Raw genomic sequence first — 21,227 nt, 5'->3', positions numbered from 1 at the left:
GCTCGGGGGCGGAGCGGCGGCGCGGGCGGTTCTCGCGCAGGCGCTGGGCGGCGGCCTCGGCGCGGCGGCGGTCCATGACGTACGCGAACCGGCGGCGCTCTTGGCGGCGCAGGTGCGCGATGTAGGCGCTGAGCAGGAGCGCGGGCAGGGCGGGCGCCCAGAGGAAGGCCAGGCCGCCGACGGCGGCGGCGACGGCGCCGACGGTGAAGGCGGCGAACAGGACCACGGTGGTGCGCCGGCGGCGGGCGAGCGACTTGGAGCGCCGGGCGCGTTCGGCGGCGGCGCCGGGGCGGGGGCGCCGCTCCGGGCCGGACGGCGCGGAGGGCTCACCGGCGGCGGGGGCCTCCGGGCGCACCTCGGTGCGGGGCGCGGCGAAGGCCCGGACGTCGACCGAGTCCAGGTGCTCGGTCACGGCGTCCGGGTCCACGTCGGCTGGGGCGTCGCCGGCCGTGCGCCGGTCCAGCTCGCGGGCGTACCGGCGCTCCATGCCGGCCCGTCCGGACAGGAGCCGGATGGCGGTGCTGAAGCGTTCCGTCGGACGGGCTTCGTTCAGCTCGTCCTGCCTGCGGAGCCACATCGGCACCAGGTAGGCGGCCCAGGCCCCGACGATGACTGCGTAGATGAGGCCGCTGCTGCTCACGTGTCACACCGTAGAGGGGTTCGCATCCGGCCATCGCCCAATTGGGCCGGTGTGTCGCACGATCTGGCTGATATCAAGGAAATTTTTTCGGACTGGTCGGATGGATTCCCCGGAATGGGGGAGAGAAATCGAATGGGTGAGCTAATCGAGAGGAAGAAGTAATCGAACGTTTGAATTAATTGGTGGGAGTGGCGGGGCTGACGCGGTGCCAGCGGCGGAGCAGGCCCTCGGGGACCTCCTCGGCGGTCAGCGCGAAGACCAAGTGGTCGCGCCAGGCGCCGTCGATGTGGAGGTAGCGCGGGCGCAGGCCCTCCTCGCGGAAGCCGAGTTTCTCCACGACGCGGCGGCTGGGCGCGTTCTCCGGGCGGATGCAGACCTCCACGCGGTGCAGGCCGACCCGGCGGAAGCAGTGGTCGACGGCGAGGGCGACGGCGGCGGGCATCACGCCGCGGCCGGCCACCTCGCGGTCCACCCAGTAGCCGACGTGGCCCGAGCACATCGAGCCCCAGGTGATGCCGGCGACGGTGAGCTGGCCGACCAGCCTGCCGTCGTACTCGACGACGAAGGGGAGCATGCGGCCCGCGGCGGCCTCCCGGCGCAGATGGCGGACCATCTGGCGGTAGGTGGGGCGCCGGGCGAACGGGGTGCCGAGGGCGGGCGGCGGGATGGTCGCCTCCCAGGGGCGCAGCCAGTCCCGGTTGCGGCGGTTGACCTCGCGCCACAGCCGCTGGTCGCGCAGCCGTATCGGCCGCAGCGACACCGCGCCGTCGGCCAGGACCACCGGCCAGCCGGGGGTCATGACGGCTGGACGTGGTCGCCGCCGCGGAGCTGGTCGACCGCGTGCGGGAGGAGGGGTTCGAGGACGGCGAGGCCGTCGCGCACCCCGCCGGGCGAGCCGGGCAGGTTGACGACGAGGGTGCGGCCGGCGACCCCGGCGAGGCCCCGGGAGAGGGCCGCCGTGGGTGCCTTGCCGCGGCCGTGCGCGCGGATCGCCTCGGGGATGCCGGGGACCTCGTGGTCGAGCAGGGCGCGGGTGGCGTCGGGGGTGCGGTCGGAGGGCGAGATGCCGGTGCCGCCGGTGGTGACGATGACGTCGTAGCCGGCGGCGACCCCGGCGCGCAGGGCGGCGGCAACCGGCTCGCCGTCCGGGACGACCTGGGGGCCGTCCACGGTGAAGCCGAAGCCGGCCAGGCCCTCGGCGAGGATCGGGCCGCCCCGGTCCTCGTACACCCCGGCGGCGGCGCGGGTGGAGGCGGTGACGACCAGGGCGCGGTACGGGCCGCCCGGCGGGGGCGGGGCTGCGGCGTGGTCGTGGGCGCCCACGTCGTGCCCGGTCCGGGGGGTCACCGGGCGCCCTTGGGAGACTCGGCGGGCTCGGAGGCCCACTCGGTGCCGCCGGCGGGGGCGGGCCCGCCGCCGCCGGACAGCGGCGGGACGGGGACCCCGCCGCCCGTCTCCTCAGCGCGCCGGTAGGCGCCGGACTTGCCGCCGGTCTTCTCCTCCACCCGTACATCGCTGATGACGGCCGACTTGTCGACGGCCTTGACCATGTCGACGACCGTGAGGGCGGCGACGGAGACGGCGGTCAGGGCCTCCATCTCCACTCCGGTGCGGTCGGCGGTCTTCACGGTGGCGGCGATCTCGACGGCGTCGTCGGCGACGGAGAGGTCGAGGGTGACGCCGGAGAGGGCGAGCGGGTGGCAGAGCGGGATGAGGTCGGGGGTGCGCTTGGCCCCCATGATCCCGGCGATCCGGGCGGTGGCCAGCGCGTCGCCCTTGGGGACGCCCTCGCCGCGGAGCAGCTCGATCACCCGGGGGGAGACCAGCACCCGGCCGGTGGCGCGGGCGGTGCGGGCCGTGACGTCCTTCGCGGAGACGTCCACCATGCGGGCGGCCCCGGACTCGTCGATGTGGGTCAGGCCGCTGCCTTGCGTCGTACTCACTGCCGGTCTCCGCCTCGCGTTCGGCGCCATCGCCCCGTACACGACCAGTGTGACCCGGGGGTCCCGGGGACGCCCCGGGAAGGCACAGCGCGAACACCGTACCGCCCGGGACGGCGGGTCAGCCGATGAGGTCGTCCCGCCGTCGGGGAGGTCAGCCGAGGAGGATGACCTCCAGTTCGTCGCCCGGCTCGGCCGAGACGGCGTCCTCGGGCACGACGATCAGGGCGTCCGCGCGGGCCAGTGCGCCGATGAGGTGGGAGCCGGCCCCGCCCACCGGGGTGACCTGCTCCTTCTCCGCGTCGTAGACGCCGCGCAGGAACTGCCGCTTGCCGGCCGGGGAGGCGAGCGCGCCGTCGGCGGCGAGGGCGGCCCGCACGCGGGGGCGGGCGTCGTCGGGGACGTCCTTCAGGCCGCGCAGCGCCCGGATCGCGGGGCGGGCGAACAGCTCGAAGGAGACGTAGGAGGAGACCGGGTTCCCGGGGAGGGCGATCAGCGGGGTGCGGTCGGGGCCGATGGCGCCGAAGCCCTGGGGCTTGCCGGGCTGCATGTCCAGCCGGCGGAAGTCGACGCCGCCGCCCGCTGCGCCGTCCGCGTCGTCCGCGCCGATCGAGGAGAGGGCCTCCTTGACGACGTCGTACGCGCCGACGCTGACGCCGCCGGTGGTGACCAGCAGGTCGGCGCGGATGAGCTGGTCCTCGATGGTGGCGCGCAGGGTGTCGGCGTCGTCGGTGACCGCGCCGACCCGGTAGGCGATGGCGCCGGCGTCCCGGGCGGCGGCGGCCAGGGCGTAGCTGTTGGAGTCGTAGATCCGGCCGGGGGTCAGCTCCTCGCCGGGCTGGACCAGTTCGCTGCCGGTGGAGAGCACCACCACCCGGGGGCGGGGGCGGACCTTGACGGCGCCGTGGCCGATGGCGGCGAGCAGCCCGATCTGCGGCGGGCCGAGGACGGTGCCGGCGGCGAGCGCGAGGTCGCCGGCCTTGACGTCGCTGCCGCGGGGGCGGACGTGCGCGCCGGCCGCGGCCGGGCGGTGCACGCGGACCTCGCCGCTCGCGCCCTCGGGGGCGGCGCCGGCCGGGCTCATGGAGGTGGCGGGACCGCCGCCGGAGCCGCCGTCGGTCCACTCGACCGGGACGACGGCCTCGGCGCCGGGCGGCAGCGGGGCGCCGGTCATGATCCGGGCGGCCTGGCCGGGGCCGACGGTGGGCAGGCCCGCGCTGCCGGCAGCCACGTCCCCGATGACGCTCAGCACCGCCGGGTACTCCTCGGTGGCGCCGGTGACGTCGGCGACCCGGACCGCGTACCCGTCCATCGAGCTGTTGTCGAAGGGCGGCAGGGACACCGGCACCATGACGTCCTCGACCAGCACGCAGCCCTGGGCTTCGGGCAGCGGCAGCTCGATCGGGTCGAGCGGGTGGACCGACTGGAGGACGTCCTCCAGGTGCTCGTCCACCGACCAGGTCGTGCTCACAGGATCTGCATCTCCTCGGTGACGTAACGGCGGAGCCAGGTGCGGAACTCCGGACCCAGATCCTCACGCTCGCACGCGAGTCTGACAATGGCCCGCAGATAGTCGCCCCGGTCGCCGGTGTCGTAGCGGCGGCCCTTGAAGACCACGCCGTGCACCGGGCCGCCGATCTTCTCGTCGGCGGCGAGCCTTTGCAGGGCGTCGGTGAGCTGGATCTCGCCGCCGCGGCCGGGCGGGGTCTCACGCAGCATCCCGAAGACGGCCGGGTCCAGGACGTAGCGGCCGATCACCGCGTAGTTGCTGGGCGCCTCGGCCGGTTCGGGCTTCTCGACCAGACCGGTGACCCGGACGACGTCGCTGTCCGCGGTGGGCTCGACGGCGGCGCAGCCGTACATGTGGACCTGCGCCGGGTCGACCTCCATCAGGGCCACCACGCTGCCGCCCTCGCGCTCGCGGACGTCCACCATCGTCGACAGCAGCGGGTCGCGCGGGTCGATCAGGTCGTCGCCGAGGAGCACGGCGAACGGCTCGCTGCCGACGTGCGGCTCGGCGCACAGCACGGCGTGCCCGAGGCCGCGCGGGTCGCCCTGGCGGACGTAGTGCATGGTGGCCAGGTCGCTGGACTCCTGCACCCGGCCCAGCCGTTCGGTGTCGCCCTTGCGGGTCAGCGCCTCTTCCAGCTCGTAGTTGCGGTCGAAGTGGTCCTCCAGCGGCCGCTTGTTGCGCCCGGTGATCATCAGCACGTCGGACAGACCCGCGCCCACGGCCTCCTCGACGACGTACTGGATCGCCGGCTTGTCGACGACCGGCAGCATCTCCTTGGGAGTGGCCTTCGTCGCCGGCAGGAACCGGGTGCCGAGGCCCGCGGCGGGGATGACAGCCTTGCTGAGTCCGAAGTGCGACTGAGTCATGCGGTAACCATATCTGTTTGTTATGAGCAGAAGATGAAGAATGGTCCGCCGTTAACCCACTCATCCGCATACGTAAGCGAAAGAGACGTTTGTGAGGTCCGCACGATGGTCGGCACACCGGAGAAGGCCCTCCTGCGGGCCGAGCTGCTCGCGGCCCGGTCGCTGCTGTCCGGGGAGGACGCCCGTGCGGCCGCCGCGGTTCTGACCGCCTCGGCGATGGCGCTGCCCGAGCTGACCCGGGCCCGCACGGTCGCCGCGTACGTCTCGGTGGGCCGCGAACCGGGCACCCGCGCCCTGCTGGACGCGCTGCGCGAACGGGGCGTACGGGTGCTGCTGCCGGTGCTGCTGCCGGACAACGACTTGGACTGGGCGGTCTACGAGGGGCCGGGCGGCCTCGCGAAGGCGGGGCGCGGTCTGCTGGAGCCGGCCGGGCCGCGGCTCGGACCGGCGGCGGTGCTCCAGGCGCAGGCGGTGCTGCTGCCGGGGCTCGCGGTGGACGCGCGCGGGATGCGGCTGGGCCGGGGCGGCGGCAGTTACGACCGGGTGCTGGCCCGGATCGCCCGGGCCGGCGCGGACCCGGCGCTGGTGGTGCTGCTGTACGCGCACGAGGTGCTGGAGCGGGTCCCGGAGGAGCCGCACGACCACCCGGTGCACGCGGTGGTCACCCCGGACGTCACCCTGCGCTTCCGCGTCTCGGGCGGCGGCTACGGGGACTGACCGGGAGGGCGGGCGACGGCCGCGGCTCCCGCCCCGCGGAGTGCGGGGGCGGGAGCCGCGGGGAGCCTCGGGGAGGCGACGGGCGGGCGGTCAGGACGCGCTGCCGCCCGGCGGGGTGAGGACCAGGGTGTCGCTGGTCGCCGCGTCCACCGCCTTGGGCCCGTAGGCCCAGTCCAGCAGCTCGCCGTCGACCCACTTGTCGGTCTGGTCGGTGTAGTGGGCGTTGTAGGCGTGGCCGGAGGCGCCGGTCAGATTGATCCAGCGGGACTTGTCCCAGTCCCCGACGGTGACCACCATCCGCATCGACGGCACCCACACCACCCCGTACCCGCCGGCCGCGTTCCAGCCGGTGGCGTTGACCGCGGCCTCGCCGCCGGAGAGGTTCCACGGGCCGCGGTTGAGCAGGGTCTTCAGCACCCCGGGACCGGCGGTGCCGAGCGTCTGGTTGGTCAGGTTGAGCTGGTGCAGCCGGCCCCACTTCCAGCTCGACACGTCCTTGCCGAGCTGGGAGGTCAGCTCCCAGCGGGCGTCCTCCATGGCCCGCTTGAGCAGCGCGTCACGGGTCGAGGTGGCCTGGTGGGTGCGGCTCTCGGCCGAGGCCCACCACTCGTTGTCGGCGTCCTTCAGATTGCGCCGGACCACCTCGTACCAGCGGTCGCCGCCGTCCGGCTGGGCGGTGTCGGCGTCCCGCTGGCCGCACTCGCGCACCAGCTTGTCCTGCTCGTCGGCCGGTCCGTTGGAGTCGGCCGCCGGCACGGTCAGGCACTCGCCCTTCGGCCGCAGCTCCTTGGGCAGCTTGTTGCCGAACGACAGCTTCAGGGTGTTGCGCCAGACGGCGTTGAAGTAGGCGGCGGCCGCCGAGTCGGCGTCCTGGGTGTAGTCCCAGCCCTCCAGCAGCTTCTGCACCTCGCGGATGTGCGGGTCGCTGATGTCGATCTTCAGCAGGTACGGGGTCAGCAGCCGGGCGATCTCGCTGCTGGAGTCCGTCTGCATCGCGCGCATGTCCTCGGTCGACACCTTCGCGCCGTCCTTGGTCTTGGCCTCGATCAGGTCGTTGATCCGCTGGCTGCGCGAGCCGTAGCCCCAGTCCTTGGTCAGCGGGTAGGGGTAGTCGCCCTGGTCGATGACGGCCTGGTTGGCGGTGACGATGTAGCCGCGGTCCGGGTTCTTCTCCCAGGGCAGCTCCTCGTACGGGATGTACTCCTTCTTCCAGGTGTACTTCGGGTCCCAGCCGGGGGCGGGCACGGTGCCGTCGTGGCCGCTCTGCCGGACCGGGATGCGGCCCGGGGCCTGGTAGCCGATGTTGCCCTCGGCACCCTTGGAGTCGGCGTAGATCAGGTTCTGCGAGGGGACGGCGAAGTCGGCGGCGGCCGCCCTGAACTGCTCGAAGTCCTTCGCCTGGTTGAGCTTGAAGACCGCGTCCATGGTCTTGCCGGGCTCCAGCGCCGTCCAGCGCAGCGCCACCGCGTAGCCGTCGCCGCGGTCCGGGGCGAGGTTGTCCACCGGGGCCTTCTCGCCGACCTTGCCCAGCTCGGAGCTGCGGTCGGAGACCAGCGGTCCGTTGTTGGTGGTGCGCACGGTGATGGTGCGGGTGGATCCGCCGGCGACCTTGATGGTCTCCTCGCGGGTGGCGAACGGCAGCTCCTTGCCGCCGTACTGGTAGCCGTCGCCGGTGACCTTCTCCAGGTAGAGGTCGCTGACGTCGGCGCCCAGGTTCGTCATGCCCCAGGCGATGTCCTGGTTGTGGCCGATGACGACGCCGGGCATGCCGGAGAAGGTGTAGCCGGAGACGTCGTAGCCGCAGGTGTTGGTCACCTTCTTGCAGTGCAGGCCCATCTGGTACCAGAGCGAGGGCAACTGCGGCGCGAGGTGCGGGTCGTTGGCGAGCAGCGGCTTGCCGGTGGTCGTGTACTTGCCGGAGATCACCCAGGAGTTGGACCCGATGCCGTCGCCGTTCGGGCCGAACAGGGCGGGGATCTTCTCCAGCGAGCCGGAGAGCGCGGAGAGCTGGGTCTGGAAGCCCTCGGTGGCGCCCTGAGGGGTGGAAGAGGCCCCCCCGGCGTCCGTGCCGATGCCGGTGCCGATGCCCGTGCCCGTGCCCGTACCGGTGCCGTCGTCCGCGCCCGTCCCCGTCCCGGTGCCGTCGCCCGTCCCCGTGCCGCTGCCGTCGCCCGGTCCCGTGCCGCTGCCGCCCGTCCCCGTGCCGCTGCCGCCCGTCCCCGTACCGCCGTCGCCCGATCCCTCGGCGGACGGGTCGAACTCGCCGGTGGCCTGGTCCACGCCGCCGCGGTCGACGATCGGGCGGTGCAGGTCGTACGGGTACTCCGGGTACAGCTCCTTGATCTGCTGCGGGCTGAGCCGGCTGGTCATCAGCGAACGGTCGATCTCGTCCTGCATGTTGGAGCGCAGGTCCCAGGCCATCGCCTTCAGCCAGGCCACCGAGTCCACCGGCGTCCACGGCTCGATCGCGTAGTCGTTGGCGAAGGCGAGGGCGCTGTACTCGACGGAGACGTCCTTGCCCTCCTTGCCCTTCAGGTAGGCGTTGACCCCGTCCGCGTACGCCTGGAGGTTCTTCTTGGTCTCCGGCGAGAGCAGCTTGTCGTACTCCTGCTGGGCCACCCGCCGCCAGCCCAGGGTGCGCAGGAAGGCGTCGGTGTCGACCTGGTCCTTGCCGAACATCTCGGAGAGCCGGCCGGACGTCATGTGCCGGCGCACGTCCATCTCCCAGAACCGGTCCTGCGCCTGGACGTAGCCCTGGGCGCGGAACAGGTCCTCGTCGGTGGAGGCGTAGATCTGCGGGATGCCGTAGCCGTCGCGCTTGACGTCGACCGGCTCCGACAGGCCCTCCAGCTCCAAGGTCCCGGTGGTCTGCGGGAACGGCGCACGGACCGTGCTGACGCCCCAGTAGGCGCCGTACCCGACCCCCGCGACCAGCGCCAGCGCCAGCACGAGCACGAGCAGGCGGGCGCGTCGCCCCTTCTTCTTGGCCTTCTTCGCGGCCGGGGCGGTGGTGTTGGCGGGCATCGCTGTCCTTCGAGGCGCAGGCTGGTCCGGGAGTGCTGGTGCCAACCATAGGCGCAGCGCCGAATGCGCCCGGACGCGGTGCCAGTAAGGCCCTTTTGGACCCGGTCCGTCCCCTTGGGCCACCGCCCGTGGGACGGTTGGTTCACCGCCCCGGCATCAAGGAAGCGTTAATGATTAGGTAAAGTAACGAACCTGGAACCATCTCCGCCCACGGGCCCGCCGGGGCTCGCGGGCGTCCGCCGGGAAAGGATTCGGCCACTGACTGTCCACCAGCTCAACGAACTGCTCCTCGTCTGCGCCCTCGTGCTGCTCGTCGCGGTGGCGGCGGTGCGGGTCTCCTCCCGGAGCGGGTTGCCCAGCCTCCTGCTCTACCTCGGCATCGGCGTCGCCATGGGCCAGGACGGGATCGGCAACGTCGCCTTCGACAACGCCGAGCTCACCCAGGTGATCGGGTACGCGGCCCTGGTCGTGATCCTGGCCGAGGGCGGGCTGGGTACGAAGTGGAAGGAGATCCGGCCCGCGTTGCCGGCGGCGGCCGTGCTGTCGACCGTCGGCGTCGCGGTGAGCGTGGGGGTCACGGCGGCGGCCGCGCACTACCTGGTGGACCTGGAGTGGCGGCAGGCGCTGATCATCGGCGCCGTCGTCTCCTCCACCGACGCGGCCGCCGTCTTCTCGGTGCTGCGCCGCCTGCCGCTGCCCGGCCGGGTGACCGGCGCGCTGGAGGCCGAGTCCGGCTTCAACGACGCGCCCGTGGTGATCCTGGTGGTCGCCTTCTCCACGGTCGGCCCGGTCGACGACTGGTGGGTGCTGCTGGGCACCATCGTGCTGGAGCTGGCCATCGGCGCCGCGGTCGGCCTGGCGGTCGGCTTCGCCGGCTCGTTCGGTCTGCGCCGGATCGCGCTGCCCGCCTCCGGCCTCTACCCGATCGCCGTGATGGCGATCGCGGTCACCGCGTACGCGGTCGGCGCGATGCTGCACGGCAGCGGTTTCCTCGCGGTCTACCTCTCCGCGGTGATCCTGGGCAACGCCAAGCTGCCGCACGCGCCCGCCACCCGGGGCTTCGCCGAGGGGCTCGGCTGGATCGCGCAGATCGGCATGTTCGTGCTGCTGGGGCTGCTGGTCACGCCGCACGAGCTGGGCGACGACTTCTGGCCGGCGATCGTGATCGGGCTGGTCCTCACCATGGTGGCCCGCCCGCTGTCGGTGCTGCTCAGCCTCGCGCCGTTCCGCATCCCCTGGCAGGAGCAGGCGCTGATGTCCTGGGCCGGGCTGCGCGGCGCGGTGCCCATCATCGTGGCGACCATCCCCATGGTGTCCGGCATCGAGGGCAGCGAGAACATCTTCAACGTCGTCTTCGTGCTGGTCGTCGTCTACACCCTGGTCCAGGGCCCGACCCTGCCCTGGCTGGCGAAGGCGCTGCGGCTGGGCGACCCGGCCGGCGCCGCCGACCTCGGCATCGAGTCGGCCCCGCTGGAGCGGCTGCGCGGCCACCTGCTGTCCATCGCCATCCCGGAAGGCTCGCGGATGCACGGCGTCGAGGTCGGGGAACTCCGGCTGCCCGCCGGCGCCGCGGTCACCCTCGTCGTACGGGAGGAACGCAGCTTCGTGCCGGCGCCGTCGACCGTGCTGCGGCGCGGCGACGAGCTGCTGGTGGTGGCCACCGACCCGGTCCGGGACGCGGCCGAGCGCCGGCTGCGGGCCGTCGGCCAGGGCGGCAAGCTGGCCGACTGGCTGGGCACCGCGCCCGACGCGGGACCCGGCGGCCGCGCGCCAGCCCGCGCCGTCTCGGGCGGCGGCGTCCGCTCGGCCACCAAGCGGACCGGTGGGTTGCGCGGCGGTACGAAGGGCTTTTCGGCCGGCTCCGGGGCCGGTACGGCGGGCGGGCCGCGGCAGCCCGGAGTGCGGCGGCGTGATCTCGCCCTCAGTCGGCCTTTTCCTGAGTAATCCCAGGCATATGCCGGACTCTGCCCTGTAGCATGAAGGCACACTGATCGAACCAACTCTGCCTGACGCAGAGCTGGCGCGACCGTATGGCGGCCGGTGGCGCACGCAGACAGCGAGCCGGTATCTACCGCAGTTCCGCGCACGAGGACAGCTCTCGGCCGCCCCGCCACCCAGGGGGCGCGCTACCAGGCGGCAGAAAGGCACGCCGCCGTGGCATCCACGGTCGCCACCGACTCCTCCCGCGCCTCCGCGCGCCCCGGCTACGGCCAACTGCTGCGCACCCCCGGCGCCTGGACGTTCCTGCTGCCCGGCTTCGCCGCACGGCAGCCGTTCGCCATGCTCACCATCGGCATCGTGCTGCTGGTGCAGTCCACCACCGGCTCGTACGGCAGCGCCGGCGCGGTCGCCGCCGTCACCGGCGTCTCGATGGCCCTGTTCGCCCCGCAGAGCGGCAAGCTCGCCGACCGCTACGGCCAGCGGACGGTCCTCGTCCCCGGTGTCCTGCTGCACGCCGCGTCCGTCTCGGTGCTGGTCGCCTTGGCCCTCTCCGGCGCCCCGATGTGGGCGCTGTTCGCCGCCGCCGTGCCGACCGGCGCGTCCGTCCCGCAGGTCGGACCCATGGTCCGGGCCCGCTGGGCGGCCAGGCTGGACGGGTCCCCGCTGATGTCGACCGCCGCCGCCTTCGAGTCGGTGACCGACGAGTTCACCTTCGTCGTCGGCCCGGTGCTGGCGACCGCGCTGTGCACCGGCGTCCACCCGGCGGCCGGCCTGGTCGCCGAGGCCGCGCTGACCCTGGTCGGCGGTCTGCTGTTCGCCGCCCAGCGCCGCACCCAGCCCGCGCACGGCCTGCTCGCCGCCTCCGAGCGGGTCGAGCACGCCTCCGCTCTCTCCGTGCCCGGCGTGCGGGTGCTGGCCGTCGCCTTCCTCGGCATCGGCTCCGTCTTCGGCGGCATGCAGGTCTCGCTGACCGCGTTCACCGAGGAGATCGGCAACCCGGGCGCCAACGGCCTGCTGTACGGGATGTTCGCCGCCGGCAACATGCTGGCCGGTGTCGCCGTCGGCGCCATCGCCTGGAAGTCCGGGCCGCGCCGCCGGCTGCTGGTCGGCTACACCGGCCTGGCGATGGCCGCCTCGCTGCTGTGGACGACGCACTCCATGCTGCTGCTGGGCGCCCTCGGCCTGGTGGTCGGCGTCTTCATCGCCCCGGCCCTGATCAGCGGTTACACCCTGGTCGAGGACCTGGTGCCGGCCTCCGCCCGGACCGAGGCGTTCACCTGGCTCACCGGCGCGGTGGCGCTCGGCCAGGCGAGCGCCGTCACCGTCGCCGGCCGGCTCGCGGACTCGTACGGCTCGACCGCCGGATTCCTGGTCCCGCTGGGCGGTACGGCGCTGGCGCTGGTCACCCTGACGGCGCTGCGCTCCAGGCTCGCGCCGCGTCCGGCACCCCGCACGGTGGCACGTGGCGTCGGTCACCGCGTGCCGGTCACGGTGGACTGATCGAGCGGAATACGTCACTATGGAGCGTCGTTAGCACTCATCGAGTGAGAGTGCCAGGAGGAATACCAGTGCCGACCTACCAGTACCAGTGCACCGAGTGCGGCGAGGGCCTTGAGGCGGTGCAGAAGTTCACCGACGACGCCCTGACCGAGTGCCCGAGCTGCCAGGGCCGCCTGAAGAAGGTGTTCTCGGCGGTCGGCATCGTGTTCAAGGGCTCCGGCTTCTACCGCAATGACAGCCGCGGCTCCTCGTCGAGCAGCTCGCCGGCCTCGAAGTCGTCCTCCTCGGCGTCCTCGGACTCCTCGACGTCCTCCTCCTCGGGGTCGTCGTCCGGTTCTTCGTCCTCGTCCGGGTCCTCCACGGCGTCGACCTCCTCTTCCTCCGCGGCCTCCAAGCCGGCGGCCGCCGGGTCCGCCGCCTGACGCCCGGCTCATCTCCACAGGGCCCCGCCGTACTTCGGGTACGGCGGGGCCCTGTGCGTGCCGCGGCCCCCCGTTAGGGTGAACGGCATGGCGAACGGTATGGGGAGCGGCATGGGGAACGGCATGGGGAACGACGACGTGACGGCCTCGGGCACGCAGGCGCCGGCTTCGGTGGCTCCGGCGTCCGGCCCCGAGGCGGGAGCCACCGCCGCCGTGGTGGACACCGCCCAGCGGGCGGCGGACGCGGCACTGGCGGAGGCATCCGCGGAGGCCGAGTTCGAGGGGCTGGCCCCCGCCCCGCGCGCGGAGATCGGCGTCATCGGCGGCTCCGGCTTCTACTCCTTCCTGGACGACGTCACCGAGGTGCCGGTGACCACCCCCTACGGCGCCCCCAGCGACTCGCTGTTCCTCGGCGAGGTGGCCGGCCGGCGGGTGGCGTTCCTGCCCCGGCACGGCCGCGGCCACCACCTTCCGCCGCACCGCATCAACTACCGCGCCAACCTGTGGGCGCTGCGGGCCGCCGGGGTACGCCAGGTGCTCGGCCCCTGCGCGGTGGGCGGGCTGCGGCCGGAGTACGGGCCGGGCACCCTGCTGGTGCCGGACCAGCTCGTGGACCGCACCAAGGCACGGGTGCAGACCTACTTCGACGGCGAGCCGCTGCCGGACGGCACGGTGCCGAACGTCGTCCACACCTCGTTCGCCGACCCCTACTGCCCGGACGGCCGGAAGGCCGCGCTGGCCGCGGCGCACGGCCGCGACTGGGCGGCCGTGGACGGCGGCACCCTGATCGTGGTGGAGGGCCCTCGCTTCTCCACCCGCGCCGAGTCGCGCTTCCACGCGGCGATGGGCGGTTCGGTGGTGGGCATGACCGGCCACCCGGAGGCCGTGCTCGCCCGTGAGCTGGGGCTCTGCTACACCTCGCTGACGCTGGTGACCGACCTGGACGCGGGCGCGGAGACCGGCGAGGGCGTCTCGCACACCGAGGTGCTGCGGGTCTTCGGCGAGAACGTGGACCGGCTGCGCGGCGTGCTGTTCGACGCGATCGGCGCCCTTCCGGAGAACGGCAGCCGAAGCTGCCTGTGCACCCAGGCGCACGACGGCTGGGACCTGGGCATCGAACTGCCCTGACGCTTTCGAGTGGCGGGGAGTATCGGGGAATCCCCGCCCTTACGGGGTTGTCCACAGGCCCCAGCGGGATCGATGGACGTACGGGATCGTGAGGTGCGTCGGCATGCTGCCGGCGCACTTTTTCCGTTCCGTGCCTGTCCTGTCCTGTCCTGCGCGTCCTTCCCGCGGTGGTGACCAACCCATGACGCCCCTCTCCTCCTCGTCCTCCTCTCCCTTCTCTTCCGCGTCCTCCTCTTCCGCGTCCTCCTCTCCCTCCTCCTGTTCGTCCTCTCCAGCTCCCTGCGGGGTGCCCGGTTTCGCGCCGCTGCGGGTGAGCGGCGGACGGCATCGGCTGCGCCGCGCGGTGCGCCGGAAGCGGCGGACGATGGCCGCCGGACTGGCGGTGACGGCCGCCGCCCTGGCGGCCGCGGGGCAGCGCGGCTCCGGGGAGGGAGCCGATCGGCCGCGGCTCGCGGCGGCCCCGCAGCCCGGCCACCGGCCGGCCCGGGCGGTGGAGCTGGTGTCCGCGCCGGTACGGATCGCTGACGCGGAGACGGTCCGGCTGCTGCGGCCCGGCGACCGGGTCGACGTAATCGCCGCTCCGAGCACCGCGGACGCCGGACCGGTGGGCGGCGCCGCGGAGGAGCCGACGGCACGGGTGCTGGCCCGGGGAGCCCGAGTGGCGGAGGTCCCGCGCGCCGACCGGCACATCCGACAGGACGGGGACATCGGGGCGGACGACGGATCCGGGGTGGGGGCCGGGGCACTGGTGGTCCTCTCCGTGCCCCGGGCGACCGCCGCGACTCTGGCCGGCGCGGGCGCGGCCTCCCGACTGGCGGTGGTCGTGTGCTGAGCCCGCCCGGGACCCCTCCGTCGGGGAGGGCCGCTATCCGTACGGGGTGTCCGGCCCGTCACCTGTACGTGTGTACGGATTGGACGCTTACGTCACGAACGCGGCGTAATGGCTTCGCCAACCACACGGACGAGGAAAGGCGTTGGGCTGATGGCCGAGGAGAGCAAGCAAAACCTGCTGGAGGGCTTCAAGGCGTTCCTGATGCGGGGAAACGTCATCGACCTGGCGGTCGCCGTGGTCATCGGAGCGGCGTTCACCAACATCGTGAACGCGATCGTGCGAGGCGTGATCAGCCCGATCGTCGGCGCCTTCGGGACGAAGAATTTGGACAGCTACCAGTCCTGCCTGAAGGGCCCCTGCGAGGTGAACGAGAGCGGGGAGGTCGTCCAGGGCGTGGCGATCCTGTGGGGCTCGGTGCTGAGCGCGACGCTCAGCTTCCTGATCACCGCGGCGGTCGTCTACTTCCTGATGGTGCTGCCCATGGCGCGGTACCTGGCCCGCAGGGCGGAGCAGGAGAAGGCGAAGGAGGGCGTCGAGGAGACGATCGCGATCACCGAGCTGGAGGTGCTGAAGGAGATCCGCGACCACCTGGTGACGCAGCGCGCGGCGTGACCGCGGCCCGGCCCGCGTCTCACAGGTGGTGGGGAGGCTTCTCGTCCAGGAAGCGGGCCAGGTCCGCGGCGCCGCCGGTGGACGCCGGGCGCTCGCCCCAGCCGCGGTCGGTGTCGTCCGAGGACTGCTGGTCCAGAGGGTCGTCGAAGACCAGCGCGGGGGTGCGCGGCCGGGGCGCGGGGGCGCTGCCGTCGCTTCCCTGGCCGGTCTCGGCGCCGGTCGCGGTGCCGCTGTCGCCGCCCTGGGTGCTCCGGGTGCTCCGGGTGCTCCGCGTGGCCGGGGTGCTCCGGCTGCTCTCGCTGCTACGGCTGTTCCGGTCGTCCGGGGCGGGGGTGTTCCTCATGCGTCCAGCGTACGGCCGGGGGCGGGCGAGCCCGCTGGGCCCGGGGCCCCGGTCACCGGTCCTTCGGGTCGAGGAACCACAGTCCGAGGACGACGAGGAACGACAGCACCAGGAAACCGGCGCCCCACCAGGCGATCCCGGTGTCGCCCTGCATCCACTCGTTGACGATGACGGTCAGGCCCCAGAGCTGGCCCACGACCACGGTGAGGGCGAGCGCGAGGCGGGCGTTGAGCTTGGAGGAGCGCTCCGGCTCCTGCTCGGCGCCCGCACCGGGGCCGGGCCCGGTGTGCCGGACCCGCGGGTCGCCGTAGCCGCTGGTGGGCCGGATCTGCGCGTACCGCTCGTGCAGCGGCCGGTTGAGCCGGGGCTCGGCGCTGCCCGGCCGGTAGACCGGCGGCGGGCCGCCCGAGGAGCCGCCGGAAGATCCGGCGGCGGACGACCCGGCGGAGGACGACCCGGCGGAGGAAGATCCGGCGGCCGAGGATCCGGCGGAGGAAGATCCGGCGGCGGACGACCCGGCGGAGGACGACCCGGCGGAGGAAGATCCGGCGGCCGAGGATCCGGCGGCCGAGGATCCGGCGGCGGAAGATCCGGCGGCGGAGCCGGGGACGGGGTCTGTCGGCTTCATGTGGCTCGCTTCCCGGGCTGCTGCTGGGTGCGGCGGTCGCCGGCGCGGCCCTGCTGGACGGGGCCGTCCTCGATCCGGCCCTCGCCGGGGCCCTCCTCGATCCGGCCCTCCCCCGCTCCCGGCGGGAGGTTCGCCGGCGCGCCGGGGCAGCCGATCCGGGCGGCGATGTCCGGGCGGTCGCCGCCGAGCTGGCGGCACAACCCGTCCTGGACGCTCTCTCCGGAGCGGGTGGTGCCGACCGCCCAGACGCTGCCGTCCTCCTGCTCCAGCACCAGCACCTTGGGCAGCGCCCGGGGCGGCGGTCCGGCGGTGACCTCGCCGGTGCGGGCGTCGAACACGCCCTCGTGGCAGGGGCAGTAGAACTCGCCCTCGGCGCCCCGGTCGGCCCGCCACAGCACGGCGCACGCCAGGTGGGTGCAGACCGCCGAGTAGCCGACCAGGGTGCCGTCGACCAGCCGGGCGGCGACGGCCCGGTCCTCGTCCTCCGGGTAGCGGAAGGCGATGGACTGGCCGGCGTCGAGCCGGTCGGCGATCTTCTTCGGCTCGGGGGTGGTGGTGCTGTCGCCGTGCCGGTGCAGCACGCCGGCGGCGACGGCGACCCCGCCGACGGCGAGCCCGCCGGAGACGGTGGCCACGATCCGCAGGTAGTCCCGGCGGGTGGTGAGCGAGTCGGCGGCGATCCGGTCGTGCAGGGCGTCCTGGGCGGCGTCGTCACCGGGACCGGTGGGGGGAGGCGGGGTGTGCTGGTCGGTGACGCTCATCGGACGTCCACCCCGTTGACCTCGACGACCGGCAGCCCGCCGGGGACGGGCCACTGCACCCGGTCGGCGGGCACGACCATCGCCACCCCGGTGCGCACCGTGCTGCTGCCGAAGGTGAAGGAGTCGGCGACCTGGACGCCGGGGCGTTCGGCCTGGAGCTCCTCGACGGTGCCGTAGAACAGCGCGCCGGTGGGGCAGACGGTGGCGCACATCGGGGCGAGGCCGTAGGCGGTGCGGTCGTAGCAGAGGTTGCACTTCATCTGCAGCTTCGCCTGGAGGTCGATCTTCGGCACGCCGAAAGGGCAGGCGTTGACGCAGTTGGCGCAGCCGATGCAGCGGGTGGTGTCGGCCTGCTGCACCACCCCGTCGGCGGTGACCAGGATCGCGTCGGCCGGGCAGACCTCGGCGCACGGGGCGACCGGGTCCTCGCAGTGCATGCAGACGGTCGGAAGGGAGGCGACGGAGTGGCCCTCGTCGGGATAGTCGAGATGGATCATCGACTTGCCGCGGTGCGAGTCGCACTCGCGGCAGGCGGACACACAGGCCTGGCAGCCGATGCAGCGCCCCGGATCGATGAAGATCGTTCTGCCCATCATGCGCGGTCAGCTCCTCTCCGCGGTGCCGCGGCCCTGCGGGGCGGTGGGCGGCAGGGGGTCGGTCCTGGACACCTGCGTCTCCGGGTACGCGGTGAGTCCGGGTGCGGTGGGCGGCGCGGGCACCGGGTCGATCGCGTCCCCGGCCTCGACGCGGGCGGCGCACACCTTGTACTCGGGGATCTTGGAGCGGGGGTCGAGGGCGTCGATGGTGAAGACGTTGGCGGCGGTGGGGGCGGGCCAGTGGTAGGGGATGAAGACGGTGTCGGGCCGGATGGCCTCGGTGACCAGGGCGGGGAAGGTCTCCGCACCGCGTCGGGTGACCACCCGGACCGGGTCGCCGTTGCGGAAGCCGTGCGAGGGGTGGACCTCCACCCAGGGGCGCGGGGTCTGCTCGACCAGGCCGCCGAGCCGGCGGGTCTGGTTGCCGGAGAGGAAGTGGGCCACGGTCCGCCCGGTGGTCAGCGAGAGCGGGAAGTCGTCGCTGTAGGGGTCGGCGGGCGGGTGCCACTCCACGGTCTGGAGGTGGATCTTTCCATCGGCGTGGTAGGTGCGGCCGTCCTCGAAGAGGCGCGGGGTGCCCGGGTGGTCGGTGCTCGGGCACGGCCAGGCGATGCCGCCGGTCTCCTCGAGGCGTTCGTAGGTGATCCCGTAGTAGTCGTTCACCGTGCCGGCGGAGGCGGTCCGCAGCTCCTCGAAGACGTCCCGGGAGCCGGTGTAGGCGAACTTGTCGCCCGCGCCGAGCCGGGCGGCCAGCTCGCACAGCACCCAGGTGTCGGTGCGCACCCCGGGCGGCGGGTCCTGGGCCTTGTTGTGCTTGACCACCCGGGCCTCGGCGTTGGCCATCACGCCCTCGTCCTCCGCCCAGACGGTGACGGGGAAGACGACGTGCGCGTTGGTGGCGGTCTCGGAGAGGAAGAAGTCGAACTGGGCGTGGAACTCCAGCGCGTCGTAGCCGGCCTTGACGGTGGCGTAGTGCGGCAGCGAGACGAAGGGGTTGTTGCAGACGCCGATCAGGCCGCGGATCTCCTGGCGCTGCATCTGCCAGACCATCTCCATCATGGAGGTCCCGGCGAGCGGCAGTTCGGTCTCGTCGATGCCCCAGATCTCGCAGATCTGGCGGCGGTGCTCGGGGTTGGCGATGGAGCGGCCACCGGGCAGCAGGTCGGACTTCTGGCCGTGCTCACGGCCGCCCTGACCGTTGCCCTGGCCGGTGATGGTGCCGTAACCGGCGCCGGGACGCCCGATGTTGCCGGTGGCAGCGCACAGGTTGATCACGGTGAGGCAGTTCTCCACCCCCTGGGAGTGGTGCTCGATGCCGCGCGCGTGCCAGGCCATCGCCTTGTCCGCGCCGGCGAACATCCGGGCCACCCGCACGACCTGCTCGGCGGGGACGCCGCACACCTCGGCGGCCCGGGCCGGCGGGTAGCCGGCCACGGTGGCCTTCACCTGCTCCCACCCGGTGGTCCGCTCGGCCAGGAAGGTCTCGTCGGCCAGCCCCTCGGCCACGATCACGTGCAGCACGGCGTTGAAGAAGACGGAGTCGGTGCCGGGCTTGAGGGCCACGTGGACGTCGGCGGTACGGGCGATGGCCGTCTCGCGCGGATCGACCACGATCAGGGTCGCGCCCCGGTCCCGCGCCCCCCAGACGTACTGCGTCATCACCGGGAAGCACTCGCCGACGTTCGACCCGGCGATCAGCAGGCAGTCGGTGAGCAGGATGTCGGAGAACGGGTTGCCGGCCCGGTCGATGCCGAAGGCCAGCTTGTTGGCGCCGGCCGCAGAGACCATGCACAGCCGGCCGTTGTAGTCGACGTGCCGGGTCCTCAGCGCCACCCGCGCGAACTTGCCGACCAGGTAGGTCTTCTCGGTGTAGAGGCTCGCGCCGCCGAGCATCCCGAAGGCGTCCGCGCCGTACGCCTGCTGGATGCGGCGCACCTCGGCGGCGGTGAAGTCCAGCGCCTCCTCCCAGCTCGCCTCCCGGAACGGCTCGTCCCGGGAGCGGCGCATCAGCGGGGCGGTCAGCCGGTCGGGGTGGTTGATCTGCTGGTAGGCGTTGATGCCCTTGGGGCACAGCCGCATCCGGTTGATGTCGTGGTTGCGGGGCTCCACGCCGAAGACGCGCCCGCCGTGGTCCACCCGCAGGTACATCCCGCACTGCACCCCGCAGAAGCAGCAGTGCGTGGGCACCAGGGTCTCGCCGGTCTGGTCGGCGTGCCACCGGTCGGCCGGCAGCCCGCCCGCGTCCCGGAACGCCCTGGTCCCGGGTGGGGCGATGGTGGGGCCCAGCGAGGTGTGCTGCTCCGTCACTTGAAGCCCTTCTTGACATGGGTGAGGTAGGCGTTGCCGCGCAGCACCCGCTTGCAGCGGGGGCAGTAGGCGGCCCACTCGTCGAAGCCGAGATCCAGGTCGCGCATGGTCCCCTGGAGGTTCTCGACATAGGGGGCGGTGTCGATGAGCTGTCCGCAGCGGCGGCAGGGGAAGACCTTCTCGTCGCGCTTGGCGGTGTACTTGAACAACTGCATGCCGACGGCGGCCGGCCGCTGCACGATGTGGAAGAACTTCCCGAACGGGATGTAGATGAGGGTGAAGACGACCGAAACCATGTGCAGGACCGCCAGGAACTCGTAGCCACCGCCGTGCAGGAAGATCGACGAGAAGGTGAGCAGCAGCCCGGTGACGGACACGATGATCAGCGCGAGCAGCGGGACGAGGTCGTAGGCGAACCGCTGGCCGGTCATCGCCCCCCGGTCCTTCATCCGCCGCCACAGGAAGTAACCGGCCCCGGGGATGACGAGGATCGCGGCGATGTCGAGCCCGTGGAAGAGCAGCCAGCCGACGACGCTGAGCGCGTCGAAGCCGAGGATCTTCACCCCCCACATCCGCCACTCGTAGCCGGGGCCGGCGCCGGTGGCGGAGGTGAAGGTGAACCAGCCCCAGGTCAGCGGGAAGGTAATCAGCGCGGCGATCACACAGCCCCAGAAGATCAGTTGGTGTGCGGCCCAGCGGGCGTGCGAGCGCGCCCCGAGGAACCGCTGGAAGCCGAGGTAGGTGGCGATCATCTTCGGCAGCGCGGTGGGCGCCTTGCGGAAGTTGGCCGCCGAGAAGAAGGAGCGCCAGCCCTGCACGAACAGCCGGCGCGCGCCGGGCGCGGAGATCCAGACCGTGTAGCGGTAGGCGACGCCGAAGGCCAGGAAGACGGTGGCGACGGCGTACGGGAGGAGGGCGGAGTCGAAGTCCCGCAGCAGCCGGCTGCCGAGCACGATCGCCAGCACCAGCAGCGCGGAGACGGCGGCCCCGACGAGCGAGGCCCGCCGCCGCACCTCCGCGGGCGCCATGCCCCCGGACCCGGCCACGTGCGGGCCGCCGACGCCGACAACCGCCTCACCCCCCGACGGCCCGGCGCCCCGGGCCCCGGCGCTCGCCGCCGGCGGGGATGCGCCCTGGGCCTCGTCGCCGGCTGCCGGTGGGGCGGTGCCCCCGGTTCCGGCGCCGGCTGCCGGTGGGGTGGCGGCCCTAATTCCGGTGCCGCCTTCCTGCGGGGTGGCGGCCTTCGGGGTGGCTGTGGCCGACGGAGCGGCGTCCTCCGAACCGGCGTTCGCCTCCGGCGGGGCGGTGTCCTCGGTCCCGGCGTTCGCCTCCGGCGGGGTGACGGCCCCCGGGGTGGTCGTGGCCGGCGGCCGGCCGGTCGCCTCGGGGGCGGCGGCCGGGTGGGGGGTGTCTTCTATTAATCTATCCGGGGCCACGAGGCGTAGAGGAATACCTGA

General features: G+C 73.2%; 18 protein-coding genes and 2 pseudogenes. 7 read left to right on the top strand and 13 right to left on the bottom strand.

Annotated elements, in window-relative coordinates; translation table 11 throughout:
- The 6 genes and pseudogenes from sepX to galU all read right to left on the bottom strand — a co-directional run.
- Positions 1 to 640 (bottom strand): divisome protein SepX/GlpR (sepX, locus tag C6N75_RS22485; RefSeq protein WP_322888069.1); only part of this gene is annotated, 640 nt, incomplete at its 3' end.
- A 175-nt stretch (positions 641 to 815) separates the two neighbouring features.
- Positions 816 to 1,439 (bottom strand): GNAT family N-acetyltransferase, encoded by a 624-nt coding sequence (locus C6N75_RS22480; protein ID WP_181160575.1) that lies wholly within the window; start codon positions 1,437 to 1,439, stop codon positions 816 to 818.
- Entirely contained in the window at positions 1,436 to 1,963 is a 528-nt protein-coding gene (locus C6N75_RS22475) for a MogA/MoaB family molybdenum cofactor biosynthesis protein (RefSeq protein WP_105870713.1), read from the bottom strand. Before C6N75_RS22475 ends, C6N75_RS22480 begins: the two co-directional genes overlap by 4 nt.
- Before the next feature lie 137 nt (positions 1,964 to 2,100).
- Positions 2,101 to 2,613 (bottom strand): annotated as a pseudogene (gene moaC, locus C6N75_RS22470) (cyclic pyranopterin monophosphate synthase MoaC); the annotation flags it as partial.
- A gap of 121 nt (positions 2,614 to 2,734) precedes the next feature.
- Complete coding sequence (gene glp / locus C6N75_RS22465; RefSeq protein ID WP_105870710.1) at positions 2,735 to 4,051, bottom strand: molybdotransferase-like divisome protein Glp; 1,317 nt, start codon at positions 4,049 to 4,051, stop codon at positions 2,735 to 2,737.
- Positions 4,048 to 4,959, bottom strand: coding sequence for a UTP--glucose-1-phosphate uridylyltransferase GalU (gene galU, locus C6N75_RS22460; protein WP_105870709.1), 912 nt, complete (start codon positions 4,957 to 4,959; stop codon positions 4,048 to 4,050). The genes glp and galU overlap by 4 nt, the downstream gene beginning before the upstream one ends.
- Before the next feature lie 105 nt (positions 4,960 to 5,064).
- On the opposite strand from galU, the gene C6N75_RS22455 reads away from it, so the two are divergent.
- Positions 5,065 to 5,676 (top strand): 5-formyltetrahydrofolate cyclo-ligase, encoded by a 612-nt coding sequence (locus C6N75_RS22455; RefSeq protein WP_105870708.1) that lies wholly within the window; start codon positions 5,065 to 5,067, stop codon positions 5,674 to 5,676.
- A gap of 90 nt (positions 5,677 to 5,766) precedes the next feature.
- Here the strand turns inward: C6N75_RS22455 and C6N75_RS22450 are convergent, their stop codons facing one another.
- The gene (locus C6N75_RS22450; RefSeq protein ID WP_105870707.1) at positions 5,767 to 8,700 is read right to left on the bottom strand and encodes a penicillin acylase family protein; all 2,934 of its coding nucleotides are present in this window, start codon (positions 8,698 to 8,700) and stop codon (positions 5,767 to 5,769) included.
- A gap of 303 nt (positions 8,701 to 9,003) precedes the next feature.
- Between C6N75_RS22450 and C6N75_RS22445 the strand changes: the two genes are divergently transcribed.
- The 6 genes from C6N75_RS22445 (at position 9,004) to mscL (ending at position 15,135) form a co-directional block, all read left to right on the top strand.
- The gene (locus C6N75_RS22445; RefSeq protein WP_258177550.1) at positions 9,004 to 10,644 is read left to right on the top strand and encodes a potassium/proton antiporter; all 1,641 of its coding nucleotides are present in this window, start codon (positions 9,004 to 9,006) and stop codon (positions 10,642 to 10,644) included.
- A gap of 210 nt (positions 10,645 to 10,854) precedes the next feature.
- Positions 10,855 to 12,141 carry an MFS transporter gene (locus C6N75_RS22440; protein ID WP_105870705.1) on the top strand — a complete coding sequence of 429 codons (1,287 nt, stop codon included), beginning with the start codon at positions 10,855 to 10,857 and terminating at the stop codon, positions 12,139 to 12,141.
- 68 nt (positions 12,142 to 12,209) lie between these two features.
- Positions 12,210 to 12,563, top strand: coding sequence for an FmdB family zinc ribbon protein (locus C6N75_RS22435; RefSeq protein WP_105870704.1), 354 nt, complete (start codon positions 12,210 to 12,212; stop codon positions 12,561 to 12,563).
- Between the two features lie 87 nt (positions 12,564 to 12,650).
- The gene (locus C6N75_RS22430) at positions 12,651 to 13,691 is read left to right on the top strand and encodes an S-methyl-5'-thioadenosine phosphorylase (protein WP_258177549.1); all 1,041 of its coding nucleotides are present in this window, start codon (positions 12,651 to 12,653) and stop codon (positions 13,689 to 13,691) included.
- A gap of 364 nt (positions 13,692 to 14,055) precedes the next feature.
- Positions 14,056 to 14,523, top strand: coding sequence for an RcpC/CpaB family pilus assembly protein (locus tag C6N75_RS22425; RefSeq protein WP_322888068.1), 468 nt, complete (start codon positions 14,056 to 14,058; stop codon positions 14,521 to 14,523).
- 150 nt (positions 14,524 to 14,673) lie between these two features.
- A complete protein-coding gene (mscL, locus tag C6N75_RS22420) occupies positions 14,674 to 15,135 on the top strand; it encodes a large conductance mechanosensitive channel protein MscL (protein WP_105870702.1) in 462 nt (153 codons plus the stop codon).
- A 19-nt stretch (positions 15,136 to 15,154) separates the two neighbouring features.
- Here the strand turns inward: mscL and C6N75_RS22415 are convergent, their stop codons facing one another.
- The 6 genes and pseudogenes from C6N75_RS22415 to C6N75_RS22385 all read right to left on the bottom strand — a co-directional run bounded on the left by C6N75_RS22415 (position 15,155) and on the right by C6N75_RS22385 (position 20,798).
- Positions 15,155 to 15,478, bottom strand: a complete 324-nt coding sequence (locus C6N75_RS22415) for a hypothetical protein (RefSeq protein WP_105870701.1) — start codon at positions 15,476 to 15,478, stop codon at positions 15,155 to 15,157.
- Between the two features lie 52 nt (positions 15,479 to 15,530).
- Positions 15,531 to 15,872, bottom strand: a pseudogene (locus tag C6N75_RS22410) (hypothetical protein); the annotation flags it as partial.
- Between the two features lie 230 nt (positions 15,873 to 16,102).
- Entirely contained in the window at positions 16,103 to 16,867 is a 765-nt protein-coding gene (locus C6N75_RS22400) for a Rieske (2Fe-2S) protein (protein WP_105870700.1), read from the bottom strand.
- Positions 16,864 to 17,463, bottom strand: a complete 600-nt coding sequence (locus C6N75_RS22395; RefSeq protein ID WP_105870699.1) for a 4Fe-4S dicluster domain-containing protein — start codon at positions 17,461 to 17,463, stop codon at positions 16,864 to 16,866. Before C6N75_RS22395 ends, C6N75_RS22400 begins: the two co-directional genes overlap by 4 nt.
- 6 nt (positions 17,464 to 17,469) lie before the next feature.
- Positions 17,470 to 19,770, bottom strand: a complete 2,301-nt coding sequence (locus C6N75_RS22390) for a molybdopterin oxidoreductase family protein (RefSeq protein ID WP_105870698.1) — start codon at positions 19,768 to 19,770, stop codon at positions 17,470 to 17,472.
- Positions 19,767 to 20,798 carry an MFS transporter gene (locus C6N75_RS22385; RefSeq protein ID WP_105870697.1) on the bottom strand — a complete coding sequence of 344 codons (1,032 nt, stop codon included), beginning with the start codon at positions 20,796 to 20,798 and terminating at the stop codon, positions 19,767 to 19,769. Before C6N75_RS22385 ends, C6N75_RS22390 begins: the two co-directional genes overlap by 4 nt.
- Positions 20,799 to 21,227: the final 429 nt, after the last annotated feature.

The organism is Streptomyces solincola, assembly GCF_002982015.1.
Lineage (GTDB): Bacteria > Actinomycetota > Actinomycetes > Streptomycetales > Streptomycetaceae > Streptomyces > Streptomyces solincola.
This window is presented reverse-complemented; position numbering and strand designations above follow the sequence as displayed.

Bases quoted from the DNA above. Each gene is read 5' to 3' on its own strand.
- C6N75_RS22480 (WP_181160575.1), bottom strand. From the start codon at position 1,439: ATGACCCCCGGCTGGCCGGTGGTCCTGGCCGACGGCGCGGTGTCGCTG.
- galU (WP_105870709.1), bottom strand. From the start codon at position 4,959: ATGACTCAGTCGCACTTCGGACTCAGCAAGGCTGTCATCCCCGCCGCG.
- C6N75_RS22455 (WP_105870708.1), top strand. From the start codon at position 5,065: ATGGTCGGCACACCGGAGAAGGCCCTCCTGCGGGCCGAGCTGCTCGCG.
- C6N75_RS22450 (WP_105870707.1), bottom strand. From the start codon at position 8,700: ATGCCCGCCAACACCACCGCCCCGGCCGCGAAGAAGGCCAAGAAGAAG.
- C6N75_RS22430 (WP_258177549.1), top strand. From the start codon at position 12,651: ATGGCGAACGGTATGGGGAGCGGCATGGGGAACGGCATGGGGAACGAC.
- C6N75_RS22425 (WP_322888068.1), top strand. From the start codon at position 14,056: ATGGCCGCCGGACTGGCGGTGACGGCCGCCGCCCTGGCGGCCGCGGGG.
- mscL (WP_105870702.1), top strand. From the start codon at position 14,674: ATGGCCGAGGAGAGCAAGCAAAACCTGCTGGAGGGCTTCAAGGCGTTC.
- C6N75_RS22415 (WP_105870701.1), bottom strand. From the start codon at position 15,478: ATGAGGAACACCCCCGCCCCGGACGACCGGAACAGCCGTAGCAGCGAG.
- C6N75_RS22400 (WP_105870700.1), bottom strand. From the start codon at position 16,867: ATGAGCGTCACCGACCAGCACACCCCGCCTCCCCCCACCGGTCCCGGT.
- C6N75_RS22395 (WP_105870699.1), bottom strand. From the start codon at position 17,463: ATGATGGGCAGAACGATCTTCATCGATCCGGGGCGCTGCATCGGCTGC.
- C6N75_RS22385 (WP_105870697.1), bottom strand. From the start codon at position 20,798: ATGGCGCCCGCGGAGGTGCGGCGGCGGGCCTCGCTCGTCGGGGCCGCC.